This window comes from Janthinobacterium sp. TPC_1 (assembly GCF_056037845.1).
The window spans coordinates 4,672,971-4,698,978 of the sequence record NZ_CP195157.1 but is presented as its reverse complement, the minus strand read 5'-3'; the positions used below and the strand labels follow the sequence as shown (position 1 = coordinate 4,698,978).

General features: G+C 66.6%; 27 protein-coding genes and 2 pseudogenes. 12 read left to right on the top strand and 17 right to left on the bottom strand.

Translation table 11 applies throughout. The features are described from left to right. Window positions 1-13: 13 nt before the first annotated feature. From ACQVLG_RS22905 to ACQVLG_RS22895, 3 genes and pseudogenes are all read right to left on the bottom strand, one after another. A complete protein-coding gene (locus tag ACQVLG_RS22905; protein ID WP_474291122.1) occupies window positions 14-709 on the bottom strand; it encodes a glycosyltransferase in 696 nt (231 codons plus the stop codon). 121 nt (window positions 710-830) lie between these two features. Continuing rightward, window positions 831-1,112, bottom strand: a pseudogene (locus ACQVLG_RS22900) (glycosyltransferase); the annotation flags it as partial. A gap of 442 nt (window positions 1,113-1,554) precedes the next feature. After that, window positions 1,555-2,103, bottom strand: coding sequence for a glycosyltransferase family 2 protein (locus ACQVLG_RS22895; protein WP_474291121.1), 549 nt, complete (start codon window positions 2,101-2,103; stop codon window positions 1,555-1,557). A 152-nt stretch (window positions 2,104-2,255) separates the two neighbouring features. On the opposite strand from ACQVLG_RS22895, the gene ACQVLG_RS22890 reads away from it, so the two are divergent. Both ACQVLG_RS22890 and ACQVLG_RS22885 read left to right on the top strand, forming a co-directional pair. After that, the gene (locus ACQVLG_RS22890) at window positions 2,256-3,560 is read left to right on the top strand and encodes a putative O-glycosylation ligase, exosortase A system-associated (RefSeq protein WP_230538073.1); all 1,305 of its coding nucleotides are present in this window, start codon (window positions 2,256-2,258) and stop codon (window positions 3,558-3,560) included. Then, a complete protein-coding gene (locus ACQVLG_RS22885; RefSeq protein WP_474291120.1) occupies window positions 3,557-4,492 on the top strand; it encodes a polysaccharide deacetylase family protein in 936 nt (311 codons plus the stop codon). The genes ACQVLG_RS22890 and ACQVLG_RS22885 overlap by 4 nt, the downstream gene beginning before the upstream one ends. Here the strand turns inward: ACQVLG_RS22885 and ACQVLG_RS22880 are convergent. Genes ACQVLG_RS22880 through ACQVLG_RS22865 form a run of 4 tightly spaced genes read right to left on the bottom strand, consistent with a single transcriptional unit; the run spans window position 4,401 to window position 9,218 of the window. After that, on the bottom strand, window positions 4,401-5,627 hold the full coding sequence (locus ACQVLG_RS22880; RefSeq protein ID WP_474291119.1) for an asparagine synthetase B family protein: 1,227 nt from the start codon (window positions 5,625-5,627) through the stop codon (window positions 4,401-4,403). The genes ACQVLG_RS22885 and ACQVLG_RS22880 overlap by 92 nt on opposite strands. Next, on the bottom strand, window positions 5,531-6,349 hold the full coding sequence (locus ACQVLG_RS22875) for a hypothetical protein (RefSeq protein WP_474291118.1): 819 nt from the start codon (window positions 6,347-6,349) through the stop codon (window positions 5,531-5,533). Before ACQVLG_RS22875 ends, ACQVLG_RS22880 begins: the two co-directional genes overlap by 97 nt. After that, on the bottom strand, window positions 6,346-7,605 hold the full coding sequence (locus ACQVLG_RS22870) for a pyridoxal-dependent decarboxylase, exosortase A system-associated (RefSeq protein ID WP_474291117.1): 1,260 nt from the start codon (window positions 7,603-7,605) through the stop codon (window positions 6,346-6,348). The genes ACQVLG_RS22875 and ACQVLG_RS22870 overlap by 4 nt, the downstream gene beginning before the upstream one ends. Continuing rightward, window positions 7,602-9,218: an acyl-CoA ligase (AMP-forming), exosortase A system-associated gene (locus tag ACQVLG_RS22865; RefSeq protein WP_474291116.1), complete on the bottom strand. Its 1,617-nt coding sequence runs from the start codon at window positions 9,216-9,218 to the stop codon at window positions 7,602-7,604. The genes ACQVLG_RS22870 and ACQVLG_RS22865 overlap by 4 nt, the downstream gene beginning before the upstream one ends. A 187-nt stretch (window positions 9,219-9,405) precedes the next feature. On the opposite strand from ACQVLG_RS22865, the gene ACQVLG_RS22860 reads away from it, so the two are divergent. Genes ACQVLG_RS22860 through ACQVLG_RS22835 form a run of 6 tightly spaced genes read left to right on the top strand, consistent with a single transcriptional unit; the run spans window position 9,406 to window position 14,121 of the window. Further along, complete coding sequence (locus ACQVLG_RS22860) at window positions 9,406-10,161, top strand: N-acetyltransferase family protein (RefSeq protein ID WP_474291115.1); 756 nt, start codon at window positions 9,406-9,408, stop codon at window positions 10,159-10,161. Beyond that, complete coding sequence (locus tag ACQVLG_RS22855; protein ID WP_230538078.1) at window positions 10,140-10,385, top strand: acyl carrier protein; 246 nt, start codon at window positions 10,140-10,142, stop codon at window positions 10,383-10,385. Before ACQVLG_RS22860 ends, ACQVLG_RS22855 begins: the two co-directional genes overlap by 22 nt. Beyond that, on the top strand, window positions 10,382-11,239 hold the full coding sequence (locus ACQVLG_RS22850; protein ID WP_474291114.1) for a hydrolase 2, exosortase A system-associated: 858 nt from the start codon (window positions 10,382-10,384) through the stop codon (window positions 11,237-11,239). Before ACQVLG_RS22855 ends, ACQVLG_RS22850 begins: the two co-directional genes overlap by 4 nt. Before the next feature lie 40 nt (window positions 11,240-11,279). Next, window positions 11,280-12,125, top strand: coding sequence for a hydrolase 1, exosortase A system-associated (locus ACQVLG_RS22845; RefSeq protein WP_474291113.1), 846 nt, complete (start codon window positions 11,280-11,282; stop codon window positions 12,123-12,125). Next, window positions 12,119-13,426: a glycosyltransferase gene (locus ACQVLG_RS22840; RefSeq protein WP_474291112.1), complete on the top strand. Its 1,308-nt coding sequence runs from the start codon at window positions 12,119-12,121 to the stop codon at window positions 13,424-13,426. The genes ACQVLG_RS22845 and ACQVLG_RS22840 overlap by 7 nt, the downstream gene beginning before the upstream one ends. Beyond that, window positions 13,423-14,121 carry an ABC transporter permease gene (locus ACQVLG_RS22835; RefSeq protein WP_230538082.1) on the top strand — a complete coding sequence of 233 codons (699 nt, stop codon included), beginning with the start codon at window positions 13,423-13,425 and terminating at the stop codon, window positions 14,119-14,121. The genes ACQVLG_RS22840 and ACQVLG_RS22835 overlap by 4 nt, the downstream gene beginning before the upstream one ends. On the opposite strand, the gene ACQVLG_RS22830 is transcribed toward ACQVLG_RS22835, so the two are convergent. The 4 genes from ACQVLG_RS22830 to purT all read right to left on the bottom strand — a co-directional run bounded on the left by ACQVLG_RS22830 (window position 14,108) and on the right by purT (window position 17,287). Beyond that, on the bottom strand, window positions 14,108-14,677 hold the full coding sequence (locus ACQVLG_RS22830) for a hypothetical protein (RefSeq protein ID WP_474291111.1): 570 nt from the start codon (window positions 14,675-14,677) through the stop codon (window positions 14,108-14,110). The two genes, ACQVLG_RS22835 and ACQVLG_RS22830, sit on opposite strands and share 14 nt — an antisense overlap. 183 nt (window positions 14,678-14,860) lie before the next feature. After that, on the bottom strand, window positions 14,861-15,307 hold the full coding sequence (locus ACQVLG_RS22825; protein WP_474291110.1) for a DUF6678 family protein: 447 nt from the start codon (window positions 15,305-15,307) through the stop codon (window positions 14,861-14,863). After that, window positions 15,304-16,011, bottom strand: coding sequence for a DUF6058 family natural product biosynthesis protein (locus tag ACQVLG_RS22820; RefSeq protein WP_474291109.1), 708 nt, complete (start codon window positions 16,009-16,011; stop codon window positions 15,304-15,306). The genes ACQVLG_RS22825 and ACQVLG_RS22820 overlap by 4 nt, the downstream gene beginning before the upstream one ends. Window positions 16,012-16,054: 43 nt before the next feature. Further along, on the bottom strand, window positions 16,055-17,287 hold the full coding sequence (purT, locus tag ACQVLG_RS22815) for a formate-dependent phosphoribosylglycinamide formyltransferase (RefSeq protein ID WP_474291108.1): 1,233 nt from the start codon (window positions 17,285-17,287) through the stop codon (window positions 16,055-16,057). Window positions 17,288-17,461: 174 nt separating this feature from the next. On the opposite strand from purT, the gene ACQVLG_RS22810 reads away from it, so the two are divergent. Next, window positions 17,462-17,968, top strand: a complete 507-nt coding sequence (locus ACQVLG_RS22810; RefSeq protein WP_474291107.1) for a sigma-70 family RNA polymerase sigma factor — start codon at window positions 17,462-17,464, stop codon at window positions 17,966-17,968. A gap of 11 nt (window positions 17,969-17,979) precedes the next feature. Then, the gene (locus ACQVLG_RS22805) at window positions 17,980-18,915 is read left to right on the top strand and encodes a FecR domain-containing protein (protein WP_474291106.1); all 936 of its coding nucleotides are present in this window, start codon (window positions 17,980-17,982) and stop codon (window positions 18,913-18,915) included. A 93-nt stretch (window positions 18,916-19,008) separates the two neighbouring features. Here the strand turns inward: ACQVLG_RS22805 and ACQVLG_RS22800 are convergent, their stop codons facing one another. Beyond that, window positions 19,009-19,212, bottom strand: a complete 204-nt coding sequence (locus tag ACQVLG_RS22800) for a hypothetical protein (RefSeq protein ID WP_474295897.1) — start codon at window positions 19,210-19,212, stop codon at window positions 19,009-19,011. A 16-nt stretch (window positions 19,213-19,228) separates the two neighbouring features. Between ACQVLG_RS22800 and ACQVLG_RS22795 the strand changes: the two are divergent. Both ACQVLG_RS22795 and ACQVLG_RS22790 read left to right on the top strand, forming a co-directional pair. Next, window positions 19,229-19,750: pseudogene (locus tag ACQVLG_RS22795) on the top strand (TonB-dependent receptor plug domain-containing protein); the annotation flags it as partial. Window positions 19,751-19,763: 13 nt separating this feature from the next. Continuing rightward, window positions 19,764-21,464, top strand: a complete 1,701-nt coding sequence (locus ACQVLG_RS22790; RefSeq protein ID WP_474291105.1) for a TonB-dependent siderophore receptor — start codon at window positions 19,764-19,766, stop codon at window positions 21,462-21,464. Here ACQVLG_RS22790 and ACQVLG_RS22785 read toward each other — a convergent pair. The 5 genes from ACQVLG_RS22785 to ACQVLG_RS22765 form a co-directional block, all read right to left on the bottom strand. Next, on the bottom strand, window positions 21,461-21,958 hold the full coding sequence (locus ACQVLG_RS22785) for a VOC family protein (RefSeq protein WP_474291104.1): 498 nt from the start codon (window positions 21,956-21,958) through the stop codon (window positions 21,461-21,463). The genes ACQVLG_RS22790 and ACQVLG_RS22785 overlap by 4 nt on opposite strands. A gap of 136 nt (window positions 21,959-22,094) precedes the next feature. Beyond that, window positions 22,095-22,949: a hypothetical protein gene (locus ACQVLG_RS22780; RefSeq protein ID WP_474291103.1), complete on the bottom strand. Its 855-nt coding sequence runs from the start codon at window positions 22,947-22,949 to the stop codon at window positions 22,095-22,097. Between the two features lie 58 nt (window positions 22,950-23,007). Then, entirely contained in the window at window positions 23,008-23,544 is a 537-nt protein-coding gene (locus ACQVLG_RS22775; RefSeq protein ID WP_230538092.1) for a hypothetical protein, read from the bottom strand. An 80-nt stretch (window positions 23,545-23,624) separates the two neighbouring features. Continuing rightward, window positions 23,625-25,205, bottom strand: coding sequence for a methyl-accepting chemotaxis protein (locus ACQVLG_RS22770; protein WP_474291102.1), 1,581 nt, complete (start codon window positions 25,203-25,205; stop codon window positions 23,625-23,627). 266 nt (window positions 25,206-25,471) lie between these two features. Further along, a complete protein-coding gene (locus tag ACQVLG_RS22765; protein WP_474291101.1) occupies window positions 25,472-25,906 on the bottom strand; it encodes a hotdog fold thioesterase in 435 nt (144 codons plus the stop codon). Between the last annotated feature and the right edge of the window lie 102 nt (window positions 25,907-26,008).

Sequence of the window (26,008 nt, the reverse complement as noted above, 5' to 3'; positions counted from 1 at the left end):
CCGTGGCCGGCGCCTACACGAGGCCCGCATAGAACTGGCGCAGCTGGCGTTCCAGGCGCGGCATCGAATAGCGCTGCACGGTTTCCTCGCGCGCCAGCCGTCCCATGCGGGCGCGCCGGGGCGCGTCTGCCAGCAGCTGCGCCACGGCGCCGCAGGCCGCGTGCTCGTCATCGAGCGGCAGCAGCAGCCCGCCTGCGCTATCGTGCAGGATATCGTGCGTGCCCGGCACGTCCGTCCCCACGGCCGGCACGCCGCAGGCCATCGCCTCGATGGTGGCGATGCCGAAGCCCTCGTTCTTGCTCAGCAGCACGTGCAAGTCGAAGGCCGGCATCAGCAGCTCGACGCGCTGCCGGAAGCCGGCAAACACGACCCTGTCGTGCAAACCCGATTGCTGCGCCTGCAGCCGCAGCATGGCTTCCAGCGGCCCCGTGCCCACCAGCACCAGATATAAGTGGGGAAATTGCGGCGCCAGCCCGGCGAACAGGGCCAGCAGCGCTTGCGGACGCTTTTGCGCGGACAATCTGGCCACGCAGCCGAGCACGAGGGCGTCCGGCGGCAACCCGAGTTCCTTGCGCGCCAGTATTTTCCGTTCGGGCGAGACGATGAACGTATCCGTATCGACGCCATTGGGAATGACGGCCAGCCGCGTCTGCGGCGCCAGCATGTCGCGGTACAGGTCGAGGAAATGCCGCATGGACGAGGCCGACACGGCATACACGCCCTTTACGGTGCGAAACGCCTCCTGCAACCGGGGCCCGCTGCCAGTCGCTGAAGGTTTCCAGCGGAAACGCATTGTGCACGCTGATCACGGCCGGCAGCCGGCATTGCCGCGCCAGCCACAGGATGGAAGCGCCATATGCGGTCCAGCAAAACGCCACGTGCACCAGGTCCGGGCGCAGCCGCCGCAGCCGCCACGCGCCCGTGACCCTGGCGCGCAGCCAGTTCCAGCGGCGCCAGGCCCAGTGTTCGAGAAACAGGGGCGGCTCATACACGCGCACCTGCACCTGCCTTGCGCGCAAGTCTTGTGCCCAGGCGGTAAAACCGGGAAAGCGCCGCAGCGCCAGCACGCTGTCATAGCCGTTCGCGCCCAGTATTGTCGCCTCTTGCGCCATGCGCAGCTCCATGCCGCCCAGCTCGCCGGAATAACTGCTGATGACGATGCGCGGCAGCCGTTTTCGCCTTCCGCGCCACGCTTCATGGAAAAAGCCGCGCAGCCAGGCCCGCTCCCACTGGCGCAGGAACAGGTCGGCGTGGTCGCGCCGCAGCCAGGCCCGCACGGCGCCGAAGGTATCGCGCACGTATCTGCCCAGCATCCAGCGTGGCACGCCCAGCAGCTCCACGGTCGGCGCAAAGGTCGCCAGCCGGCACTGGCCCCGGCCGAACAGCATGGCGCGGCGCAGTATCCAGGCGCGCCGCACTTGCGGGGCGCGGATGATGTGCGCCACCCGCGCTTGCGGACAGAACCAGGATGGGTTGCCGGCCGCATGCATCTCCAGGTTGAGCCGGGTTTCGCTGCCCATGGCGTAATTGGCCCCTTGCGGGCCGATGCTTTCGTCATAGCGGGCGCCCGCCTCGAAGATGCGGCGGCGGATCGCCATATTGGCGCCCCACACCAGGCCCGGATAGATGGGCGCGTCGCGCAAATCGGGGCTGGTGATGCCCCACGTCAAACCGACCGGGGTCAGGCGCAGCAGCCAGTCGGCCGGCCGTTCCCGCCAGGCGGGCACGATGGCGCCGCCGAACAGGGCGTAGCCGGGGTGGGCGCGCGCGCGCGCAGTCCTGCAAGCGGCACAGCCAGTCGGGCGCGGGCATGGCGTCGTCGTCGCCGAAGACGAACAGCTCGCCGCCGTCTCCGCCCAGGCGCAGGGCGTGTTCGACGGCGCCGTTCAGGGCGGGACTGCGGCCGCGCCGCGCCACATAGATATAGTTCAAGGGCAAGCGCCCGCGAAAGGCGGCGATCACCCGGGCCGTGGCGTCCGTGCTGCCATTGTCGGCGATGACGAGGCGCCAGCCGCCCACGGGCGGGCGCAAGCCCATGTAGGCGCGCAATACCTGGGGCAAGGTGCCGGCGCCATTGTAGGTCGCCATGAGAACGGTCAACAAGGACATGCCTCCTTGGTCTTACCATGACAAAACTGATTGATGGTTTCAACAACACTCAACAGTATTGATCCAGTGTACTGAGCCTGCCCGCCAGCCCGTTGACAGGCATCAAGACCATGGCAACCCGGGCAAAACCAGGAGCGTCCCCCTTCATGCGCGACATCTTGATTACCATCATCATCCTGGGTTCCCTGCCCTTCATCCTGAAGTCGCCGGCCATCGGCGGCCTGATGTGGGTATGGGTCAGCGTGATGAACCCGCACACGCAAGCCTGGGGCTTTGCCACCCACTTGCCGTTCGCCTTCATCATCGCCATCGCCACCATGGTCAGCCTGCTCATGACGCGCGAGCCGAAAAGCCTGCCGCTCACGCCCGTCAGCGTGCTGCTGCTGCTGTTCGTCGCGTGGATGAATGTCACGGCCCCGTTCGCCCTGCTGCCGGAAGCGTCGTGGGTGCAGTGGAACAAGGTCATGAAGATCATGCTGATGAGCTTTGTGATCATGATGGTGATACGCACGCGGCGCGACATCGTGCGCCTGATCTGGGTGCTGGTGGGCTCGATCGGCTATTACGGCGTGAAAGGCGGCATCTTCACCATCCGCAGCGGCGGCACGGAACGGGTCTGGGGACCGGAGGAAACATTTATTGGGGATAACAATGCCCTGGCCCTGGCCCTGATCATCACGATTCCCCTCATGTATTACCTGCAGCAAAACACGGAGAAACAGCGGCGCTGGGTGCGCCATGGCTTGTCCGCCGCGATGCTGCTGTCGGCCCTGGCCGCGCTGGGCTCGTATTCGCGCGGCGCGCTGCTGGCGATTGCCGCCATGGGCCTGTTCATGTGGCTGAAAAGCGAACGCAAGCTGATGCTGGGCGCGCTGCTCGGTGCGGTCACGCCCTTGCTGCTGGCCTTCATGCCCGAGCGCTGGGCCGAACGCATGGACACCATCAACACCTATCAGGACGATGTGTCCGCCATGGGCCGCCTGAATGCCTGGCGCATGGCCTGGAACCTGGCGCGCGACCGTTTCCTGGGCGGCGGCTTCGACGTGTCCGACGCCGCCATCTTTGCCCGCTACGCGCCGAACCCCATGGACGTGCATGCGGCGCACAGCATCTATTTCCAGGCGCTGGGCGAACACGGCTTCGTCGGCTTGCTGATTTACCTGGCGCTGGGCTTCGCCACCTGGCGCACGGCGGCCGCCATCATCCGCCGCACGCGGGGCCAGCCGGAACTGCGCTGGGCGCACGGCCTGGCCACCATGAGCCAGGCCAGCCTGATCGGCTTTGCCGTGGGCGGCGCCTTCCTCAGCCTGCTGTATTTCGACATGCCGTACTACCTGATGGCCGCCCTGATCGCCACGCGCATCGTCGTCGAGCGCGAATTGCGCGCGCCGGCGCCCATGTCGCGCCAGGCCAAGGCCGAGGCCAGGGCCGCCGTCGCGGAGCAGCCATGACGGCCACCTTGTCCATCCTGATCTACCACCGCGTGCTGGCGCGGCCCGACCCGCTGTTTCCCGGCGAAGTCGATGCGGCCCTGTTCGAGCGCCAGCTGCGCCTTGTCAAACGGTTTTATGCGCCGCTGCCCCTGTCCGAGGCCGTGCAGCGGCTGCAGGATGGCAGCCTGCCGCCGCGCGCCGCCTGCATCACCTTCGACGACGGCTATGCGGACAATGCGCAAGTGGCCCTGCCCCTGCTGCAGCGCCACGGCTTGCACGCCACGTTTTTTATCGCCACGGGCTACCTCGATGGGGGGCAGATGTGGAATGACACGGTGATCGAGGCCGTGCGCCACGCGTCCGGACCCCGGCTCGACTTGCGGGAACTCGGCCTGGACTGCCTGCCCGTCGCCAGCCTGGCGCAGCGGCAGGCGGCCATCGCCGCCTTGCTGGGCCAGCTCAAATACCTGCCATTTGCCCGGCGCCAGCAGCTGGCCATGCATATCCGCCGCCAGGCAAGCGCCACGGCGGGCCCGGCCGCCATGCTGAGCACGGCCCAGCTGCGCCAATTGCAGGCGGCCGGCATGGGGCTGGGCGCGCACACGGCCAGCCACCCGATTCTGTCCACCTTGCCGGACCACGCCGCGCAGCGCGACATCGCCGATGGCAAGCGCCGGCTGGAAGACTTGATACAGGCGCCCGTCACCCTGTTTGCGTATCCGAACGGCAAGGCCGGGCGCGATTACGGCGCGCCGCACGTGGCGATGGTGCGCCGCCTGGGTTTCCAGGCGGCCGTGGCGACGGACTGGGGCGTGGCGCGCCCCGGCGCGGGGCTGGACCTGCTGCAACTGCCCCGCTTTACGCCGTGGGATCGAGGACGGCTGGCGTTTCTGTGGCGCTTGCGGCAAAACCGCCGGCAAGCGCCCCCAGCGCCGCCGGATGCTGGCTGAGCCACTGTTCCAGCATCAGCAGCAGCCACACCATGGTGCCGTGATAGGCCGGATGTTCCGCCAGCAAGCGCCCCTTCAAATCGTCGATGAAGGCGGGCCGCACGATGCCGCGCCCGCGCAGCTGCGTCAGGTTGTCGAAGGCAAATTCGCGCAGCGGGGCGTGGCTGTGCAGCCACTGGCCGAAAGGCAAGCCGAAGCCATGCTTTTTCTTGCGCACGATGGCCGGCGGCAGGATTTCCGCCAGCGCCCGCTTGAAGAAGGGCCGCAATTGCCGGCCGTCGAGCTTGTCCCGTGGCGCCAGGCGCGACGCAAACGCCACCATCGCGTCGTGCAGGAAGGGAAACGCCGCTTCCACGCCGGCCAGCTCGCACGCCTTGCGCACCTTGAACAGGTCGTTGTCGGCCAGGGTAAAACGCATGTCCAGGGCCAGCAGCTCATTGATCTGGCTCAAGCCCTGGCCTTGCCGCTCCCAATACGCGCCATTCACGCAGCCGGGCGCCACGCCCGGGTCGATGGTGTCGATAAAACCCGCTTCCAGCACCGTGCGGTAGCCATGGCGCAGCAGCAGGTTATAGCCGTCCAGGCGGGCCGGCAGCGGCAAGCTCGCCTGTTCGATATAGCGGCGCGCCTTGTCGCCCAGGCGCCACGGTTGATTTATCCGTTCACGGAACAGCAGCGGCTCGATGATGGCCTGGCGCAAGATGACGGGCAAGCGCTCGTACTGCGACAGCAAGGCCTGGTGCGCATAGCGCTCGTTGCCGCCGAACAATTCATCGCCGCCGTCGCCGCCCAGCAGGCGCGTCACGCCATCCTCGCGCGCCATGCGCGCGCAATAGTAGGCGGGAATGGCCGAGGCATTGCCGAAAGGCTGGTCGAAGATGGCCGCCATGGCGGGGATGGCGGCCAGCACGTCGCCGGGCGTCACGTAGCGCTCGTGGTGGATGCTGCCCGCATGGCTGGCGGCCAGGCGCGCATACGCCATTTCGTCATAGCCGGGCGCATCGAAGCCGATGGAATACGTGCGCGCGGGGCGGCCCGTCACTTGCCCCATGATGGCGGCCAGGGTGGAACTGTCCGTGCCGCCGCTGAGAAACGCGCCCGTATCCGCCCCATCCGCGCCCAGGCTGCTTTCCACGGCCTGGCGCAGCAGGCGCAGGAATTCCTGCTTGTTGGCGGCAAAGCTGGCGCGCGCGCGCCCTGCCGCCGGCTCGTGGAAAGCCAGTTGCCAGTAGCTGCCCTTGCATTGCTTGCCGCCCCGTACATGCAGGATTCGCCGGGCAGCAAGCGCTGCTGGCCCAGATAGGCCGTGGCCGGGCCTGGCACCATGTGGAAATACAAATAGTGATACAAGGCTTGCGGATCGAGTGCCCCGCGCACGGATGGATGGGCCAGCAAGGCATCGTGGGAAGAGGCAAAGAACAGCCCCTGCGCATTGCTCGCATAGCTGAGCGGATGCATGCCGGCGCGGTCCACGGCCAGCAGGGCCGAGCCGGAAAAGGCGTCGAGGATGGCTAAACAGAATGGCCCGGACAGGCTGGCGCAGGCGGCCACGCCCCGGCTCAGCCACAGGGACGCGAGGCGGCACGCCACGTCGTCGGCCGAACCGTCGAGCACGGGCCGGCCCCAGATGGCCACTTGCAAGCCATCTTGCTGATACACATGGCGGCTGCCGTCGATGGCGGCCACGGCCACGCCGCCCACTTCGCTGAGGCTGGCGGCCAGGGGCGCGCCATCGAAACGCGACAGGGGCGCGGCCATGCCGCCAGCCAGCGCCGTGGCCGCGCCATCATCGGCATCGGCGGCGGCCAGGCCAGCAGCGCCGCCTGCCTTCCCCAGCCAACCGCACAGGCCGCTCATACGAGCACCTCCGCCGGCAAGGGATGGCCGAGAAAGGCCGTCGGGCTGGCCGTCAGACCGTAGGCACCCGACTGGAACACCACCACCAGGTCGCCCTCCTCGGCGCGCGCCATTTCCATCTGGTCGGCCAGCAAGTCCAGCGGCGTGCACAGCGGCCCCACGACGGACGCCACTTCGCGCGGCCCGCCGTGCAGCCGGTTGCCGATGGCGACCGGGTAATTCTTGCGGATCAGCTGGCCAAAATTGCCGGAAGCGGCCAGGTGATGGTGCAAGCCGCCGTCCGTCACTAAAAATACCTGTCCATGCGATACCTTGCGTTCGAGCACCTTGCACACATAGATACCGGCCTCGGCCACCAGGTAGCGCCCCAGTTCCAGGTTCAGGCGCACCCCGGGCGCCGCCTGGGCCAGCAGATCGAGCTGCCGCTGCAAGCCTTCGGCCACGGGCGCCAGATCGAGGGCCTGGTCGCCGGGAAAATACGGCACGCCGAAGCCGCCGCCGATATTCAGGGTGCGCAAGGGCGACGGCGCGCTGTCGGCCAGCTGCAGGGCCAGTTGCACGCTCAGCGCCTGCGCCTCGGCCAGGGCCGCGCCCGACAGGCTTTGCGACCCCGCATACAGGTGAAAGCCGTGGAAATCGAGCCCCAGCTGGCCGATGCGGCCCAGCAACGCGGGCACCAGGGCCGCATCGACGCCAAACGGCTGCGCCCCGCCGCCCATGCGCATGCCCGTGCGGCGCAAGGCGAAATCGGGATTCACGCGCACGGCCACCCGGGCCGTCATGCCCAGTCGTTCGCTGGCCAGCGCCGTCCTTTCCAGCTGCGCGCCGGACTCCACGTTGATCAAGACGCCCGCGGCCACGGCCCGCGCCAGTTCGCCATCGCGCTTGCCCGGCCCCGCAAAACTGATGCGTTCGGCCGGTATGGGCGTATCGAGCGCGGTCGCCAGTTCGCCGCCCGAGGCCACATCGATGCCGTCAACCAGGCCCGCCAGCCACTGCACCACGGCCGGCATGGGATTGGCCTTCATCGCGTAATGCACGTGCACGCCAGCGGGCAAGGCGGCGCGCAATTGCGCCACGCGGCGCGTGATGTGCGCCCGTTCATACGCATAGAACGGCGTGCTGCCCACGCGCTGGGCCAGGCGGTGCAAGGGCACCCCGCCCACCTGCAGCACGTCGTTTTCCACGGCGAACTGCTGCCCCAGGGCCGCGTGCAACGGCAATTCCATATTGTTCGAGCGGATCAAGTCCTTCATGCCGCATCTCCTGATTGGACCGCATACGCCTGCGCCAGTTCCCTGGCCAGCAAGGGGCGGTCGATCTTGCCGTTCGGATTGCGCGGCAGCACGCCGTCGCGGATTTCCACCCACAGCGGCACCATATAACTGGGCAGGCGCGCGCGGCAGGCGGCCAGTATGCCGTCGCGCTGCAATGCGACACCGGGCGCGGGCGTGACGAGCAAGGCGATGGCCTGGCCCAGCACGGCATGGGGCAAGCCCAGCGCTGCCGCCTCGCCCACCAGCCCGCTCGCATACGCGACTTCCTCGACCTCGGCGGGGCTGACCCGGTAGCCGGATGTCTTGATCATGTCGTCGCTGCGGCCCACGAAATACAGATAGCCTTCCGCATCGCGGCGCACGGTGTCGCCCGACCAGACGGCCAGTTCCGGCAGCACCAGCCCGCTGGCCTGCGGCGGCAAGGGCTTGAAGCGCTCCGCCGTGCGCGCCGCATCGTTCCAGTAGCCGAGCGCCACCAGCGCGCCACGGTGCACGAGTTCGCCCGGCTCGTCGGCGTCGCACACGCTGCCGTCGGGACGCAGCACCAGCACTTCCGCGTTCGGGATCGCCTGGCCGATGGAATCGGGGCGCCGCTCCAGCTGTTCCGGCGCCAGGTAGGTGGAACGGAACGCTTCCGTCAAGCCATACATCAGGTAGACCTGCGCGCGCGGCAGCGACTGGCGCAGCCGGTCGAGCGTGGCGCGCTGCATCACGCCGCCCGAATTGGTGATGTAGCGCAAGGGCGTGGACAGGGGCCAGCTGAGCTGCGACAGCTGCACCCACAGGGGCGGCACGGCGGCCAGGCCCGTGATGGCTTCCTGCTCCACGGCTTCGACTATGTCGCGCAGCAACAGATAATTCATCAGCACGGCACAGGCGCCGCTGGCAAAGGCCGTCGTCAGCTGGCTCAGGCCGTAGTCAAAGCTGAGCGGCAGCACGCACAAAATCCGGTCGTCCGGCGTATTGCGCAGATAGCCCGACACGCTGAGCGCGCCCGCCAGCATGTTGCGGTGCGACAGCACCACGCCTTTCGGCGGCCGCCCCGTGCTGCCCGAGGTATATAAAATGGCGGCCATGTCCGTGTCGATCGCCGCATGCGGCCTCGGCGCGGGTCCGCCGGTAGCGGGCACATCGCTGCTGGACACCGCAGTCCACGGCAGCACGCGCAGCTTGCCCAGGCGCGATTCCGGCAGCGGTTCGCCCGTCAGCAGCACCGTTTGCAAGTCCGGGCAGGCGGCCAGCGCGGGGCCCAGCTGGGCCAGGCGTTCGCGCGAGGTGACGAGGATGGCCACGTTGCAATCGGCCAGGATGTACGCCACCTGTTCCGGCTTGAGCAGCGGATTGACGGGCACGAACACGCCGCCGGCGGCCGCCGCGCCAAACATGGCGCTGACGTTTTCCGGGCGCTTTTCCAGGTACACGGCCACGCGCGCGCCGCGCCGCAAGCCCAGGGTCAGCAGGGTAGCGGCCGCTTCGCGCACGGATTGCGCCAGCGCGGCATAGCTTGTTTCTTCGCCCTGCCACGACAGGCCCGGCGCGTGGGGCGCGCGCTGCGCCGTATCAAAGATCAGATCGTGTATCAGTGTCGCCATCGTTTCATCCCCGGGTTGCCATGATTGCCATGCATTCCCCTATGATTCAGACAAACGGCCACAACGGTCTTGATTTTGATCAATTAACAGTTTCAGCAGCACAGCTTGAGCCGGCGCAACATCGCCCCCCGGCCGCTGCGTTCTAATGGACAGCGTTGGCTGCATAGCCGCCCCATCCGTTACCACCATGGCTCCGTCCCCGCGATTTCCCCTGCTGCAACGGCTTGCCGCCAGCCTCGATCAGCTGGGCTGGCGCGACAGCGCCTGGCTGGCCGTGGCACGCCTGCTGGAAAGCGTGCCGGGCGGGCGCTGCGCGCTATATCGTTATCAATTCGTCGCGCAGGCCGTGGCGCCCGGTTCGCTGTGCCGCGGACGCGGCCAGTCGATTGCCGTCGCGCCCTGCCTGGCGGAGGCGGATTTGCCGCCCGGTCCCGAACGCCGGCCCGGCGCGCTGCGCGAACGCTACCGGCAAGGCGCGCAATGCCTGGTGGCGCGCGACAAGTCCGGCATGGCCGGCTGGATCTGGCTGTTGCGCCACGGCTGCCAGGAAGACGAGGTGCGCGCCCGCTATGCGCTGGCCTCAAACCAGTCGTCGTGGGACCTGGACGTGTGGGTGCATCCCGAGCGGCGGGGCGGCCTGGTCTTCGCCCGCCTGTGGGAAGAAGCCAACGCCGTGCTGCACGCGCAGGGCGTGCGCTGGACGTGCAGCCGCATCTCGCGCTTCAACCGCGCCTCGCTGGGCGCCCATGCGCGCCTGGGCACGCACGCGCTGGGCACGGCCACCTTTATCCGCTGCGGGCGCTGGCAATGGATGGCCGCCAGCCTGCCGCCATATATCCACCTGTCGCGCCGCCCCGACGACATCCCCTGCCTCGCCTTCGATACGTCGACCCTGCCGCACTTCCCTTCCCTGGAGCTGACATGCCGCATCTTGAAGCAGTAAAACGCATCCTCGACACCACCCTGGGCTTGAACGGGCGCGCGCTGGAAGCCCACACGCCGCTGCTGGGCAGCGTGCCGGAACTCGATTCGATGGCCGTGATCGGCGTGATCGCCGCGCTGGAAGACCATTTCGGCATCATCGTCGCCGACGACGACATCCATGCGCGCCACTTCGCCACCGTGGGCACCCTGCACGATTTCGTGTTTGCGCAGCTGCGGCCATGAACGGCGCCGCCCTCGACGCGCTGCCGCTGCTGCCCTTCTTCCTGCCCGCCAGCGGCGGCCAGCGCTACTGCCTGCTGCACCTTCCGGCGCCGGGCCGCAGCGCGCGCGGCGGCATCGTCTACGTGCATCCATTTGCGGAAGAACTCAATAAAAGCCGCCACGTGGCCGCCGCGCAGGCGCGCGCCTTTGCCGCCGCAGGCTACAGCGTGCTGCAGATCGACCTGTACGGCTGCGGCGACAGCAGCGGCGACTTTGGCGAAGCGCGCTGGGACATCTGGCACAACGACCTGCACCTGGCCTGCGCGTGGCTGGCGCAGCGCGTCGACGGTGCCTTGAGCGTATGGGGCTTGCGCCTGGGCGCCCTGCTGGCCCTCGATTTCGCCAGCCGCGCGCCGCTGCCGCTGGCGCGCCTGCTGCTGTGGCAACCGGAAGCCGATGGACGGCGCGTCATCGACCGCTTCCTGCGCCTGCGCCTGGCGTCGGGCATGCTGGCCGGCGGCACGCATGAGGCGCCCGGCCATGCCCGCGCCGCGCTGGCGAATGGAGATTCTGTGGAAGTGGCAGGCTACCTGCTGGCGCCAGAACTGGCGCAGGCCATCGATAGTGTCAGCGCATCCGCCCTGCTGCCGTCCGTGCCCGTCTACTGGCTCGATTACCAGGCGCCGGAACAAGCTGCCGCTCCCTTGCCGCCGCTGGCGCGCCACTGGCGCGCACACGGCGCCGCCGTGCACGTGGCCAGCTTCGGCGACGGCCCGTTCTGGCACAGCGGCGAACTGCTGGCCTGTCCGCAGCTGCTGCACGCCACGCGGCTACTCTGCCGCGACTGGCTCGACGAGGAAGGGACGCGGCCATGAAACGCGACAGCAGTCAGCCGCACCACGCGCAGGGCACGGCGTGCGCGAGCTGGCCCTGCGCTTTCGCAGCGCTGCCGAAGACGGCGAGGCGCGGGCGCACATGGTCGGCATCCTCAGCCTGCCCGCCGTACCGGGCCCGCGCGGCGTGTTGATCGTCACGGGCGGGCCGCAGTACAGAATCGGCAGCCACCGCCAGTTCGTCCTGCTGGCCCGCGCCCTGGCCGCGCAAGGCTGGCCCGTGCTGCGTTTCGACCTGCGCGGCATGGGCGACAGCGAGGGCAGCGCGCGCGACTACCGCGCCGCCGGTCCCGACATCGCCGGCGCGCTGGCGCAATTCTTCGACGCCGTGCCCTCGTTGCGCGAAGTGGCGCTGTGGGGCTTGTGCGACGGCGCCACGGCGGCCGCCTGCCATGCGCCGCGCGACGCGCGCGTCCAAGCCCTGGTGCTGCTCAATCCCTGGGTGCGCAGCAGCGCCGGCCTGGCGCGCGCCACCTTGCGCCATTATTATTTGCAGCGCCTGCTGCAAGGCAGTTTCTGGCGCAAGCTGGCCAAAGGCGGACTGCGGCTGGGCGCCAGCCTGGCGTCGCTGCGGCAGGTGGCGGCCGCCACGCAGGAACAGACGACGCCAGACAACGATGCGCCCGCGCCGGCCCTGCTGCGGGCATTGACGCAATTCCAGGGCAAGGTGCTCCTGATTCTCAGCGGCGACGACCTCGGCGCGCGCGAGTGGCAAGCGCTGCTCGCCGGCGATCCTGCCTGGCGCGCCGTGGCCGCCCGCGCGCAATGGACGCAGGCGCAAGTGGCGGGCGCCAACCACACGTTCGCCAGCGCCGCCTGGCGCGGCGCAGTGGAACAGCGGTGCGCACAATGGCTGCGGTCATGGTAAAAACCTCGCCGAACGCGGCCCGACCGAGCGCGGCCCGACCAAAACGGGTGCTGATGGTGGCCTACCATTTTCCGCCGCTGGCCGGCGGCAGCGGCATTTTGCGCACGCTGGGCTTTGCGCGCCATCTGCCCGACTGCGGCTGGGGCTGGCAGCCGCTGGTGCTCAGTCCCAGCCCCGTCGCGTATGCGCAGAAAGGAACGTCGCAGCTGGCGCAGATCGGGCAGCGCGCCACCGTGCGGCGCACCCTGGCGCTGGACGCGGCGCGCCATTTGGCCATCGCCGGGCACTATCCGCGCTGCCTGGCCCTGCCGGACCGCTGGAGTTCCTGGTGGCTGAGCGCCGTGCCGGCCGGCCTGCGCATGATCCGCGAGTACCGCCCCGACGCCATCTGGTCGACGTATCCGATCGCCACGGCCCACCTGATCGCGCTGACCCTGCAAAAACTCAGCGGCCTGCCGTGGATCGCCGACCAGCGCGACCCCATGCTGGACGACAGCGACCCGCTGGCGCCGTATCCGCCCGAGCCGCGCCTGCACCGCATGCATGCGTGGATCGAGCAGCGCATCGCGGCGCGCAGTGCGGCCATCATCTGCACCACGCCGGGCGCCATCGACGCGCACCGGCGGCGCCTGGCGCAGCTGGCGCGCGAACGTTTCCACCTGATCGAAAACGGCTACGACGAAGACGGCTACCCGGACAGCCCTGCGCCCACGGGCCGCCGCGGCCGTTTCTTGCTGCTGCACAGCGGCGTGATCTACCCGTCCGAGCGCGATCCGCAAGCGCTGTTCGAGGCCCTGGCCCGGCTGCGCCGCGACGGCGTGCTGCATGCGCGCAATTTCCAGCTGGTGCTGCGCGCCACCGGCCACGATGCGTGGCTGGCGCAATTGCTGGCGAAATACGGCATCGGGGACCTGGTCAGCCTTGAACCGCTGCAGCCGCACGGCGCGGCGCTGCAGGAAATGCTGGCCGCCGACGGCTTGCTGCTGCTGCAGGCGGCCAACTGCAATGCGCAGATTCCCGCCAAGCTGTATGAATACCTGCGCTGCCGCCGCCCCATCCTCGCGCTGACGGACCTGGCGGGCGACAGCGCGGCCAAGCTGCGCCACTGCGGCATCGACACCATCGGACAGCTGGCCTCGAGCGGCGATTGCGCGCACGCGCTGCTGCGCTTCCTGGCACTGGCGCGCCAGAGCCGCGCGCCGCTGGCCAGCCCCGCGGCCATCGCCCTGCAATCGCGGCAAGCCCGCAGCAACGCCCTGGCCGACGTGCTGGACCAGGTCAGGCACAGGAGAACAGCATGAAGCACCGCATACTTGCCTGCACCCTGGCCGCCTGCTGCGGCATGGCGGCGGCCGAATGCCCGCCCTACGTCAAGGGCACCACGGGCGGCGACTACACGAGCGCGGAAGACCGCGAAGGCCTGTCCGTGGTCGAGAAATTCCATTTTTCGCGCGCCGTGGAAACGCTCACGCAAGGCATGACGAGCAGCCTTGGCGGCGACATCAGCTACACCCTGGAGCACTTTCCGAACCACCACCGGGCGCTGGCCTCGATGGCGAAACTGGGCTTGCGCCTGAAAAGCGCGCAGCCGCCGGGCGCCCGCTACACGGTCAGCTGTTTTTTCGAGCGCGCCATCGCCTTCGCGCCGCACGACGTGACGGCGCGCATGGTGTACGGCAGCTACCTGCTGGCCACGGGCCAGGACGCGGCGGCGCTGGAGCAGCTGGACACGGCCAGCCGCCTGGCGCCCGAGCAGGCCACCATCCAGTACAACCTGGGGCTGATGTACGTGAAAAAGAAGGAGTACGAGAAGGCCAGCGCGCACGCGCAAAAAGCCTATGCGCTGGGCTTTCCCTTGCCGGGGCTGAAGAACAAGCTGAAGGCGGCGGGCAAGTGGCGCGAACCGCCGCCGGCGCCGGCCGTCGTTGAAGCGAAGGAAGCACCGAAAACGGAAGAACCAGCCATGCCGCCGGTCGAAGAACCTAGCGGGGAATGAGGGCTGGCCGCCGGGCCACGCTCAGGTGGCCCGGCGGCGAGGCGGCCAGCGCGGCGGCCAGGTCGCGCCGCGATTGCGCCTTGTCGGCGGCCTCGCTGATGAACGCCAGTTCCGCCGGCTGCAGCGCGGTGACAGCGAGCAGCAGTACTTCGCCATACGGCGTGGCGAACGCTGGAGGAAGCGTGGCCGCTCCCTGGGCCAGCAGCACGCCCACCTGCTCATCCTCGTCTTCGAGGCCTGCCGGCGCATCCTGCACGTCCAGCACCATCGAGACGCTGCCGTGGCGCTGCACCAGCAAATCGATGGAACCGTGGTCGGCCACGTTCTGGCTGACCTGGTAGATCACGTCGAACAGCCAGGAATGCGCCACGTCCTTGCCGTCAAAGGCGGACAGCGGCGCCTCGATGCACACTTCCAGCAGGTGGCCGCGCGGCACAAACACGTCGTCGTCATCCTCGAACGGATCGCTCAAGCCGTCGCTGGCGATGAGGATGGAATCGGCACGGCGGATCACGCGCCACGCCTGGCGCAGCGACGGCCAGCGGGGGCCTCCCATGAAAGCCGGGTTGACCAGCGGCGCCAGTACGTCGGCGTCGACGGTGCCCAGGGTGGCATAGAAGGCGTCGCGCGCGGCGCAGGCCGCGCCAGCATCTGCGCACCCGCTTCCTTGCCGACGACGGCGTCGTCCGGTTGCGGTACTTGGGGAATATCGTTGTCAGGCATATCAATACTCATTAAATTAGTCGGCAGGCGGGAAGTCATGGTAGGAACGGGGCAGATAGCCCCAGATGCGCGCCACCCGGTCCCGCACCTCGAAATCGAAGCCGATGCGTTCCAGCTCCGGCACGATCCACACGCCATGGTCGATGAGTTTCTTCGGCAGCAGCATGGCCACGTGTTCTTCCGAGGTCAGGCCGATGTCGAACCATTCCACGCCCATGAACGGGAATGGCGGGTGGTAATCCCACTCCGTGTCCCAGCGCGACACGTAGCCGGACACGGAGCCGTAGCGGTACGACGGCACCCAGTCGGTGCGCCCGCGCATGAAGGCCAGCAGCTCGTTCCACTTGCAGTCATTGGCGGCCCCGGCCAGGTTGCGCCGCGCGATGTGGCCGCGCAGCTTGCGCTTGATGTCGCCGCCGCCGGCGTCGGCCAGCGGCAGGCTGTGCGTCACGGATGCCGTCATGCGGGGTCCGTGACGGCCACGCGCATGTTGGCCCGCAAATCCTCGACCAGGCGCTTGCGGCTGCTCAAGGCGTATTCGACGGGAGAAAAAGGCATGGCCGCCGCGGCATAGGCATCGATCAGCGCATGCATTTCCTGCGCCTGCTGCTGCGGCAGCAGCGTCTTGCTGCCGTTTTCGCTTTGCTGCGCGAGCTTTTCCTGCAGCACTTCCTTCCAGGCGATGTGCGCTTCCGACATGGGATTGGCCACGCACAGGGAAAACGTGCCGTTCAAAAAATATGTCCAGGCGCTGTCGGTACGGGCCAGTAAACCGTCGGCGATCGGGCCGCCCCTGTCGTCGAAACTGTCGCGCAGGCGCCAGGTCGTCAGGTTCAGGGTCGCCAGCGCGGCCGCATAGCGCGACGTAAATTGCGCTTTCAGGCGCGCTTGCGCCGTTTCCGCTCCCTCGGCGAGGGCGTGGCGCGCAATGGCGATCCATCCCAGCTGGGCCGGCGGAAAATAGCGGCCGGCCCTGGAACCGGGCGCCGCCATGGCGCCAAAGACGAAGGAACACAGATTGCCGCCGTCATCGACCACGTATGCAGGCGCCGGAACCAGGCCAGCCCGGATCAGGGCATCGATTTCGTCCATGCCCATGGCGGCGGCTGCCGCCAGCTGCGTCTCGTCCAGATAGTGCTGCGCGAGATAAGTATCGAGTTCCGTCATGCCCCGGCTTCCATGTTGATGACTGTTGTATCCGTAAACAGGCTTACTTCGCCACCGGCTTCACTTTGGACGCGGCCAGCACGGCGCGCTGGCGGGCCGTGTCGATATCGTCGGCCGTGGCCAGTGCCACGCCCATGCGGCGGCGGGCGAACGATTCCGGCTTGCCGAACAGGCGCAAGTCGGCGCCCGGCACATTCAAGGCGTCGGCCACGCCTTCGAAGGCGATGCCTTTCGCTTCCAGCTGGCCGTAGATGACGGCCGAGGCGCCGGGCGAACGCAGCGCCACGTTGACGGGCAAGCCGAGGATGGCTTTCGCGTGCAGCTCGAATTCGCTCTGCACCTGGCTGGCCATGGTGACCATGCCCGTGTCATGCGGACGGGGGCTCACTTCCGAGAACCACACCATGTCGTCCTTGACGAACAGCTCCACGCCGAACAGGCCCAGGCCGCCCAGGTTGTCCGTCACCTTGCGCGCGATGTCGCGCGAACGCTCAAGGGCCAGCGGCGCCATGCGGGCCGGCTGCCACGATTCCACGTAGTCGCCGTGCACCTGCAAGTGGCCGATCGGCTCGCAGAACTGCGTCTCGATCTGGCCCGAGGCACCGACGGCGCGCACCGTCAGCAGGGTGATTTCGTAGTCGAAGTCGATGAAGCCTTCGACGATGACCCGGCCCGTATCGACCCGGCTGCCGCTGGCCGCATACGCCCACGCCGCATCCACGTCAGCGGCGCTATCGAGCTTGGACTGGCCCTTGCCCGACGAGGACATCACTGGTTTGACGACGCACGGGAAGCCGATTTCCTGGCAAGCGGCCTGCAGCTCCTGCAGGCTGCTGGCGAAGCGGTAGGGAGAAGTCGCCACGCCGAGCGTTTCGGCGGCCAGCGTGCGGATGCCTTCGCGGTTCATCGTCAGCACGGCCGCGCGCGCATTCGGGATGCAGGTGATCTGGCCCGCCGCTTCCAGCGCCGCCAGGGTCTCGGTGGCGATGGCTTCGATTTCCGGCACGATCAGATCCGGCTTTTCCAGGGCGATCAGGGAAGCCAGCGCCACGCCGTCGCTCATGTCGATCACGTGCGAGCGGTGCGCCACCGGGTGGCCCGGCGCGTTCGGGTAGCGGTCGACGGCGATCACTTCCACGCCCAGGCGCTGCAGCGCGATGATCACTTCCTTGCCCAGTTCGCCAGAACCCAACAGCATGACTTTGATGGCGGTGGAAGACAGGGGCGTGCCGAAGGTGCGGGGCGCGATGGTGGTGTTGCTGGTGCTAATGGTCATGGCAAGGTCAGGTGGCGTTGGAAAGATGGCTGGGACTATAACAAATGCCGGCCCAATTGGACAGGGCGCGCCAACGGTGCGGCCGCTGGCGGCGGCACTTGCCAGCGCAAGCTGGCAATGCAATAATTGAGAATGATTCTCAATTAACCATCAACCATCATCGTCCTTGCCGCCATGACCCCTGCCGCACCGCCCGACCTTGCCACTCTGTACCGCGCCCACCACGGCTGGCTGCAGGGCTGGCTTCGGCATAAACTGGGTTGCGGCGCCGATGCGGCCGACGTGGCGCACGACACCTTCATGCGCCTGCTGCAGCGGCGCGAACGGCCGCAGCCCGCCCTGCGCGAACCGCGCGCCTACCTGACGCGCATCGCGCAAGGCCTGGTGATCGACCATTACCGGCGCCGCGACGTGGAATACGCCTACCTGCAGGCACTGGCCGCCCTGCCCGAGCAGACGGCACCGTCGCCCGAAACGCGGCTGCTGATCATCGACACCCTGGTGCGCCTCGATACGGCGCTCGATGCCCTCAAGCCGCGCGCCAGACTGGCCTTCTTGCTGGCCCAGTTGGACGGCTTGACGGGTCCCGCCATCGCCGCCAGGCTCGGGGTCTCGCTGGCCACCGTCGAGCGCGACCTGGCCAGCGCCTGGCGCGCCTGCTACCGCGTCTATTTCCAGTGACGGCCACAGCCTTGCCGGATGACCCCGTGGAGCAAGCCATCGCCTGGGCCGTGCGCCTGCAAATGCATGGCGCCACGCCGGACGCGCTGCATTCGCTGCAGCGCTGGCGTGATGCCGATCCCGGCCACGAACAGGCGTGGCAACGCCTCGCCGCCATCGGCAGCCAGTTTTCGGGCTTGCCGCCGGAAGCGAGCCGCGCCACCCTCGACGCCAGCCTGGCGCGCCGCCGCCAGCGCCGCCAGGCCCTGAAAGTGCTGGCCGGTATCGGTTTTGCCGGTACGTCCACCTGGTTCGCCATCGACACGCGCGCCGACTACCGCACGGGCACGGGGCAGCGTTTGGCCGTGCGCCTGCCGGACGGCAGCTTGCTGCACCTGAATGCGGGCACGGCCGTCAGGCTGCGCTTCGATGGCGCGCAACGGCTGCTGACCTTGCTGCATGGCGAAATTGCCATTACCACGCAAGCCGACCCGCAGCGCCGGCCGTTTCTCGTCGACACGGGCGAAGCGCGCATGCTGGCGCTGGGCACACGCTTCACGGTGCGCCGCCTCGCTGGCGCCGATGGCATGCTGACGCGCCTGGCCGTGCAGGAGCACGGGGTGCAGCTGCAGACAGCCGCAAGCGCGGCGCGGCCCTTGCTGGTGCAGACCGGCGACAGCGTCCTGACGGATGGCGCGCGCACCTGGCGCGAGACGGCCCATGACGATCCGGCCGCCTGGCTCGATGGCGTGATCGCCGCGCGCGACATGCCCTTGGGCCAGCTGGTGGCCGAACTGGCGCGCCACCGGCATGGCTTGCTGCTGTGCGACGCCGATATCGCCCACTTGCCCGTTTCCGGCGTCTTCCAGCTGGACGATCCCGAGCGGGCCCTGCGCGTACTGCTGCACACGCAGCCCATCGTGGCCGTATACCGTACGCGTTTCTGGGTCACGCTGAAACAAGCGTAAAAAAGATGAGGGGATGGGGCTGGCCGCACGGCATACAGCTTGATACCACCCAACTTGATAGCGATATATGACCCCATCCTTCCTGCCCTGCCCTCAGCCCTTCCCCGCTCCCGTCCGTTCCCGTCTGGCTGCCGCCGTCGCCAGCACCCTGCTGCTGCTTGGCGCCGCGCCCGTCCTGGCCCAGCAAAACCAGTCCTTGGCCGGCAACGCCAGCGCCGTCCATGCCCTGCAGATCGCCGCCGGCCCGCTCGATGCGGCGCTGGAACAGCTGGCACGCAAGGCGGGCCTGACGCTCACCTACCAGGCGAGCGAGGTGCGCGGCTTGCGCACGGCCGGCCTGTCCGGCAATTACAGCGCCGCGGCCGGCCTCGATGCGCTGCTGAGCGGCAGCGGCCTGGCGGCGCTGCAACTGGCGCCCAACGACTTCGTCCTGCGCCCGCTACCCAGGTCGGCAAACGCGACGGTGGATGGCGCACAGCAACTGGCCGAAATCACGGTCACGGCCGACGGCGAGCCGGTGCTGGAGACGGAAGGCAGTGGCGCCTATGCTGCGGCGCTGGCCAGCACGGCCACGCGTTTTACCCTGTCGCCACGCGAAACGCCGCAATCGCTGACCGTCATCACGCGCCAGCAGATGGATGACCAGGGTGTCCTCAGCCTGGCCGACGTGCTGCAGCAGACGCCGGGCGTGACCGTCTCGCACGACGATACGGAGCGCTACAATTACTATGCGCGCGGCTTCAGCCTGAACAGCTTTCAGTATGACGGCGTGCCCACCTTCGATTTCAGCACCAATTCGAACGGCCTGGGCATCCGCGACATGGCTATCTACGACAGGGTGGAAGTGGGTGCGCGGCGCGAATGGCCTGATGAGCGGCGCCGGCAGCCCCGCCGGCGCCGTCAACCTGGTGCGCAAGAAACCCACGCGCCAGTTCCAGGCATACGCGCAGGCGGGCATCGGCAGCTGGGACCGCTACCGCGCGGAGGCCGATGTCTCCGGCCCCTTGAATGCAGACGCTTCCGTACGCGCGCGCCTGGTGGCCGCGCACCAGGATCATGGCTCCTATATCGACTATTACCAGCAGAACAAGAGCGTGGTGTACGGCGTCATCGAAGCGGATTTGTCGCCGCGCACGCGCGTGCTGGCCGGCATCGACTACCAGAAAATCGATTCAAAGGGTTCGTCCTTCGGCCAGAATCCCCTGTTCTACACGGATGGCAGCCGGACGCGGTTCGAGCGCGCCTTCAATCCCGCAGCGCGCTGGACGAATGCGGGCAGCACCAGCACGCGCGTGTTCGCCGCCGCCGAGCACCTGTTCGACAATGGCTGGCAGGTGAAGGCGGAAGCGAGCCACTGGAAGGGCGATACGGACCAGTTGCAAGCGAACATCATCAGTTGGGGGCCCTATCCGGATTCAGCGACGGGCCTGGCCACGGTGCAGCGCGGCGCAAAAACCTATGGCATCGACAGCAATTCGCTCGATGCCTACGCCACGGGACCATTCCAGTGGCTGGGCCGCCAGCATGAACTGGTGCTGGGCGTCAACGCCAGTCACCGCAAGTCCGACTACGTGGCTTATCGCGGCGGCAATGTGGAAATCGATTACCGCCACTGGAACAACAACGTGCCCCTGCCTGCGAGCATGGCCGTCAGCCAGACGCAACAATACAGCTTCAAGGAATATGCAGCCTATGGCGCGGCGCGCTTCAAGCCGGCCGATGGCTTGTCGCTGATCGTCGGCAGCCGCCTCAACAGCTATGAACGCACTGGCGAGCTGATCTATGGCTCGGGCGACACGGGCCGCGACGACGCGAAGGAAAAACACCGGCTGGTGCCGTATGCGGGCGCCGTCTATGACTTGAACGGCACGTATTCCGCCTACCTCAGCTATGCCAGCATCTTCGAGCCGCAATCGGTCAGCGACGCCAATGCCAGGGCGTTGCCGCCCACCACGGGAAAATCCTGGGAAAGCGGCATCAAGGGCGAGTTTTTCGAGCGCAAGCTGAACGCCAGCTTCGCCCTGTTTCACATCCAGCAAGACAACCTGGCCGATTACGTGGGCACGGACGCCAACGAACGGGAAGTCTACCGGCCCATCGACGGCACCACCACGCGCGGCGTGGAACTGGAAGTGGCAGGCCAGCTGTTGCCTGGCTGGCAAGTGCAAGCGGGAGCGACGTTCAGCCGCCCGCGCGACAAGGATGGCCAGCGCATCGATACGACGCGTCCCGAACGCAGCTTCAAGCTGGCCACCAGCTACCGCCTGGGTGGCGAATGGCGGCGCTTGAGCGTGGGCGGCAATGTCAACTGGCAGGGCCGGACGTATTACCACACCGTCCTTTCAGGCGACGTGCCGGCACGCGCCGACGAAGGCAGCTTTGGCGTGGCGGGACTGATGGTCCGCTACGAGTTCAGCAAGCGGCTCAGTGCCGTGCTGAACCTCAATAATGTCTTCGACAAGCGCTATTACAGTGGCTACGGCCTGTACGGCAGCGGCTATTATGGCGATCCGCGTAACGCGCAGCTGACCTTGCGGGCCAGCTTCTAACCGGCATAGGCCCGCTTGATCTCCTCGATGTCGATCTTTTTCATGCCCATCATCGCTTTCATCACGCGCCCGGCCTTGACTGGGTCGGGGTCCGTCAGCAGGCGGATCATGAGGGTGGGCACGATTTGCCACGATACCCCGAACTGGTCCTTGAGCCAGCTGCATTGCTGCGCTTCCGGCGGCCCGCCCCGGGACAGCAGGTTCCAGTAGTGGTCGACTTCATCCTGGGTTTCGCAATTGACCTGGAACGAGATCGCCTCGGAAAACTGGAATTGCGGCCCGCCGTTCAAGCCCGTAAACGTCTGGCCATCGAGCTCGAAGGCCACCGTCAGCACGCTGCCCGGCTCCTGGCCGTGGATTTCCTTGCCTTCCTCGCCGTAGCGCAGGATCTGGCCGATCTTGGAATTAGGAAATATTTCCGTATAAAACCGGGCCGCCGCCTCGGCATTGCCGTTGAACCATAAACATGGGGTAATCTTTTGTACGCTGTGCATGATGTCTCCCTTGGTCGAAGTAGAAACACCTTCCCTGTGCGGGAAGGCCCGCCGCCTATCATAGCCAATCCGGCGACGTCACGGCGCGCCGGATGCCAGCCTTGCAGCGGCGCAAACAATCACCGTCACATGCAAATTAATCGATCACAAATACGGAAAAATCTGAGTGAATGAATTTGGGCTGCCAGGGAGCATTCAGCACGCGGATATTCGCTACGCCCCGTTTTTCAAAACCGCCTACGGAAAAAGTCCAACCGAGAAAGCGATCGTCACTGCCATAACGCTGCGTATACTGGAGTGCTTGCCCCACGGTGGTGATTTCCTGATTGACTTTTACCAGCGCAAAAAATTTCCGCTCTTCACACGCTTTCAATTCCACCATTTGTCTGACTGAATCATCAAAGCGCTTGCGGGCGACCGATTGTTCCGCTGCGGGCATTGCCGCGAACCTGGCTTCCTGCTCCGCATCGACGCCGAAATTGCTGCTGCTCAGTCCGCCGTGATAGCCGATGACGGCAAAGTTGCTGACGATTTTCTTAGGCGCGGCCGTGAACACATAATTGGCGCAGGAGGAAAAACAATACTCCAGCACCTTGACCACAAGACCTTGCTGATGGATCCAGGTGCCCAGAGCGATGCCGGCGTCGGTGTTGCCGCCCTTGCTGCGTATCGACAGCACTGCCGGTTTCTTGTCCAGCGCGTCGAATAATGCGAATACCTCCTGGTTGCCCGCCTGGGTAATATTCCCGACGTAGTTCAATTCTCCATTATCAAGATAAATGTGCGTTGTTTTTTCCGCCCGAACGATTAATGCATTCGAGGCCAGGAACAGGAAAACAAGCAGGTTTTTCATATTATTCGCACGAAGATAATTTTTCACTGGCAGCGCATCCATTTCACAGGCATTGATTATTCCATGGAATATTCCATGGCCTATCCTGCCATTGAAAGCGAAATGTTGCTGAATGTAAATATATTTTCGGCGGCGCATACCAGGTCATTGCCTGGACAATGACAGTGACGGTGACAAGCTATATGCAGCTCTTTGTTCAGGCGTCGAGGCCGTAAAACACGGCCACCAGGATGGCGATATTGTTGCAGGCGCGGGAAAATGTCGTTGTTGCATAGGCAACAGCGACGCCCGGCTCGCGGTAGCGCAGGTAGACAAAGCTGAACATGGCGCCCGAGCCCAGCGCGACGATGGCGTGCAGCAGGCCGCCGCTGATGAAATGCACGATGGCCCACAGGATGGCGCCGATGAAGATGCTCAGCTGGCGCGTGGCGCCCAGGCGCTTGAGGATTTCCAGCGGCAGCAACTGGCCGAGGAAGGTTTCCAGGATGGGAGAATAGATGACGACCCAGAACACCAGCAGCGGCAGCGACATTTCGCGCTTGAACTTGGCCAGGCCCGTGTGCGCGCCCCAGTATGCGGGCGGCAACAGCCATTTGGTGAGGAACAGGATGGCAAAGCACAGCATGCAGGTGAGCAAGCCCCAGCCGAGGCCGGCCAAGGCCTGGTGCAGCACGGGCGGCGCGGGCTTGTCGTCGTCCGGGCTGGATAGATCGTGGCTGCTGCGCACTTGCATGAGTAGTCCTGGCGGTGATCCAGCTCTCATTGTAGCGCGGAATATGGCGCTTGGCGCGCCGCGCTGCAGTATGAGCGGCCTCAGGCCGCCAGGCGCAGGGGGCCGTTGGCCGGCTTGGCCAGCTTGAAAATCCCCACTTCCTGCTCCAGCTGCGCCGCCTGCTGCTGCAATTCGTGCGCGGCAGCGGCCGCCTGCTCGACCAGGGCCGCGTTTTGCTGGGTCACGCGGTCCATGTCGACGATGGCGCGGTTGACTTGCTCGATGCCGGCGCCCTGCTCCTGCGTGGCATGGCTGATCTCGGCCATGATGCCCGTCACCCTGCCGATGCCAGCCACCACGTCATGCATGGTGACGCCGGCCTGCTCGACGAGCAAGGTGCCCGTGCCCACCTTGCTGACGGAATCGTCGATCAGGGTCTTGATTTCGCGCGCGGCGGCGCTCGAACGCTGCGCCAGGTTGCGCACTTCCGAGGCGACCACGGCAAAGCCGCGGCCCTGCTCGCCCGCGCGCGCCGCCTCGACAGCCGCGTTCAGGGCCAGGATGTTCGTCTGGAAGGCGATGCTGTCAATCACGCCGATGATGTCGACGATCTTGTTCGACGAGGCATTGATCAGGCCCATGGTGTGCACCACTTCGGCTACCGCCCTGCCGCCCTGCTCCGACACCTTCGACGCCTCGCGCGCCAGGTGGTTGGCCTGCTGGGCGTTGTCCGCATTCTGGCGCACAGTGGAAATCAGTTCTTCCATCGACGAAGCCACTTCTTCCAGCGAACCGGCCTGCTGCTCCGTGCGCTGCGACAGGTCGCGGTTGCCCGAGGCGATCTCGGTCGAGGCCGTGGCAATGCTTTCCGTACCGTGGCGCACCTTGCCGACGATGGCGGCCAGATTATCGCGCATGGTTTTGATCGCGAACAATAAACTGCTGTCGTCGCCGTGGCGCGTGTGCACGTCGATGGCCAGTTCGCCCAGCGCGATGCGCCCGGCAATCGTGGCCGCATACGCCGGTTCGCCGCCCAGCTGGCGCAGCAATCCGCGCGTGATGACGGTGGCGACCGCAATACAAATGAGCACGCTGAGCGCGGCCAGCACGCCGATCCAGCGCAGCGACTGGCCATAGATGGCGCGCGCGGCCACGCTGGCCTGCTCCGATTCGCGCTGCACGTTTTTCAGCACGGCATCGATGTCGGCGACGATCCGGCGCCGCAGGGGGCTGCATTCTTCGACGAGGAAGGTGCCGTACTGCTCCATCTGTCCCGTGGCGCGGAACTGGCGCGGACGCTGCAGTTCCTGCGCCATGGTTTTCAGCCCCGTGCTGATTTTGTCGAATTGCGCATCGCCGGCGAACTGCGGCGCCAGCTTCGCCAGCGCGTCCAGGTACAGCGCCTTCTGGCTGTCGAGGATGGCCAGCTCTTTTTCGGCGGCGGCCTGGTCATGGAAAATGTAGGCGTTGCGGGCGGCCAGGCCCGTCTGGTCGAGCGCTTCGCGCGCCACGTACAGCGGTTCGAGTTTTTCCAGTTGGACTTTTTCTTGCGCGTCCATGGCACCGGAGATGGCGCCGATGCGCAGCAGCGCGAAGGCGGCCAGCACCAGCATGAGCACGACCAGCAGCCCGAAGCCTGCGCTCAGGCGCGCGCCTATCGTCAAACGATTGAATGACATCATTGTTGTTATTGCCCTGTAAATAAAGTTGATTGTTGCTGGTTATTTAAAAACCAGCGATCTGCTCGCCGTCGTGTTGCCTTTCCTGCATGGTGCAGGATGGGTCTCTAACTGGCGTTTTTTGGGCAGTCAGCTTCTAATTTCGGGCAATGCAGGCGCGCGGGACAGACCCTGCGCCATACAACAGCACACTGAATTATAAGCGAACAGCGTTACGGATGATTCCACGTGTCCACTTTTAATGCCTTGATGCATATCAAAAAAGACAATTAACGCTGGCCTGGCGTATCGATGACGGCCATGGTGATGCGCGAGATGCAGCACAGTTTGCCATCGTCGTCGCTGATGCGGATTTCCCAGACCTGGCTGCTGCGGCCCCGGTGGATGGGCGTGGCGCGCCCCGTCACCTGGCCGCCGCGCACGCCGCGCACGTGATTGGCATTGATTTCCTGGCCCACGCTCACTTGCCGGCTGGAATCGAGGCAGGCATTCGCGGCCATGCTGCCCAGGGTTTCGGCCAGCAGCACGGACGCGCCGCCATGCAGCAGTTTAAACGGCTGCATGGTGCGGTGGTCGACGGGCATGGTCGCCTCGATCCAGTCCGGGCCGAAGGCGCTAAATTCGATGCCCAGGTGGCGCATGGCCGTGCCCTCGCTGGCGGCGTTGAGGGTGGCCAGGTCGAGCGGTGCGTGCCAGATTTCCATTGTTACTCCTTCACAGATGAAATAAAACCATTGTAGGACAGAGCGCCCGAGCGCGCCGCTTCATCTTTCCTTCACCGTGGCACGGGGTGGCGCCGGCATTAA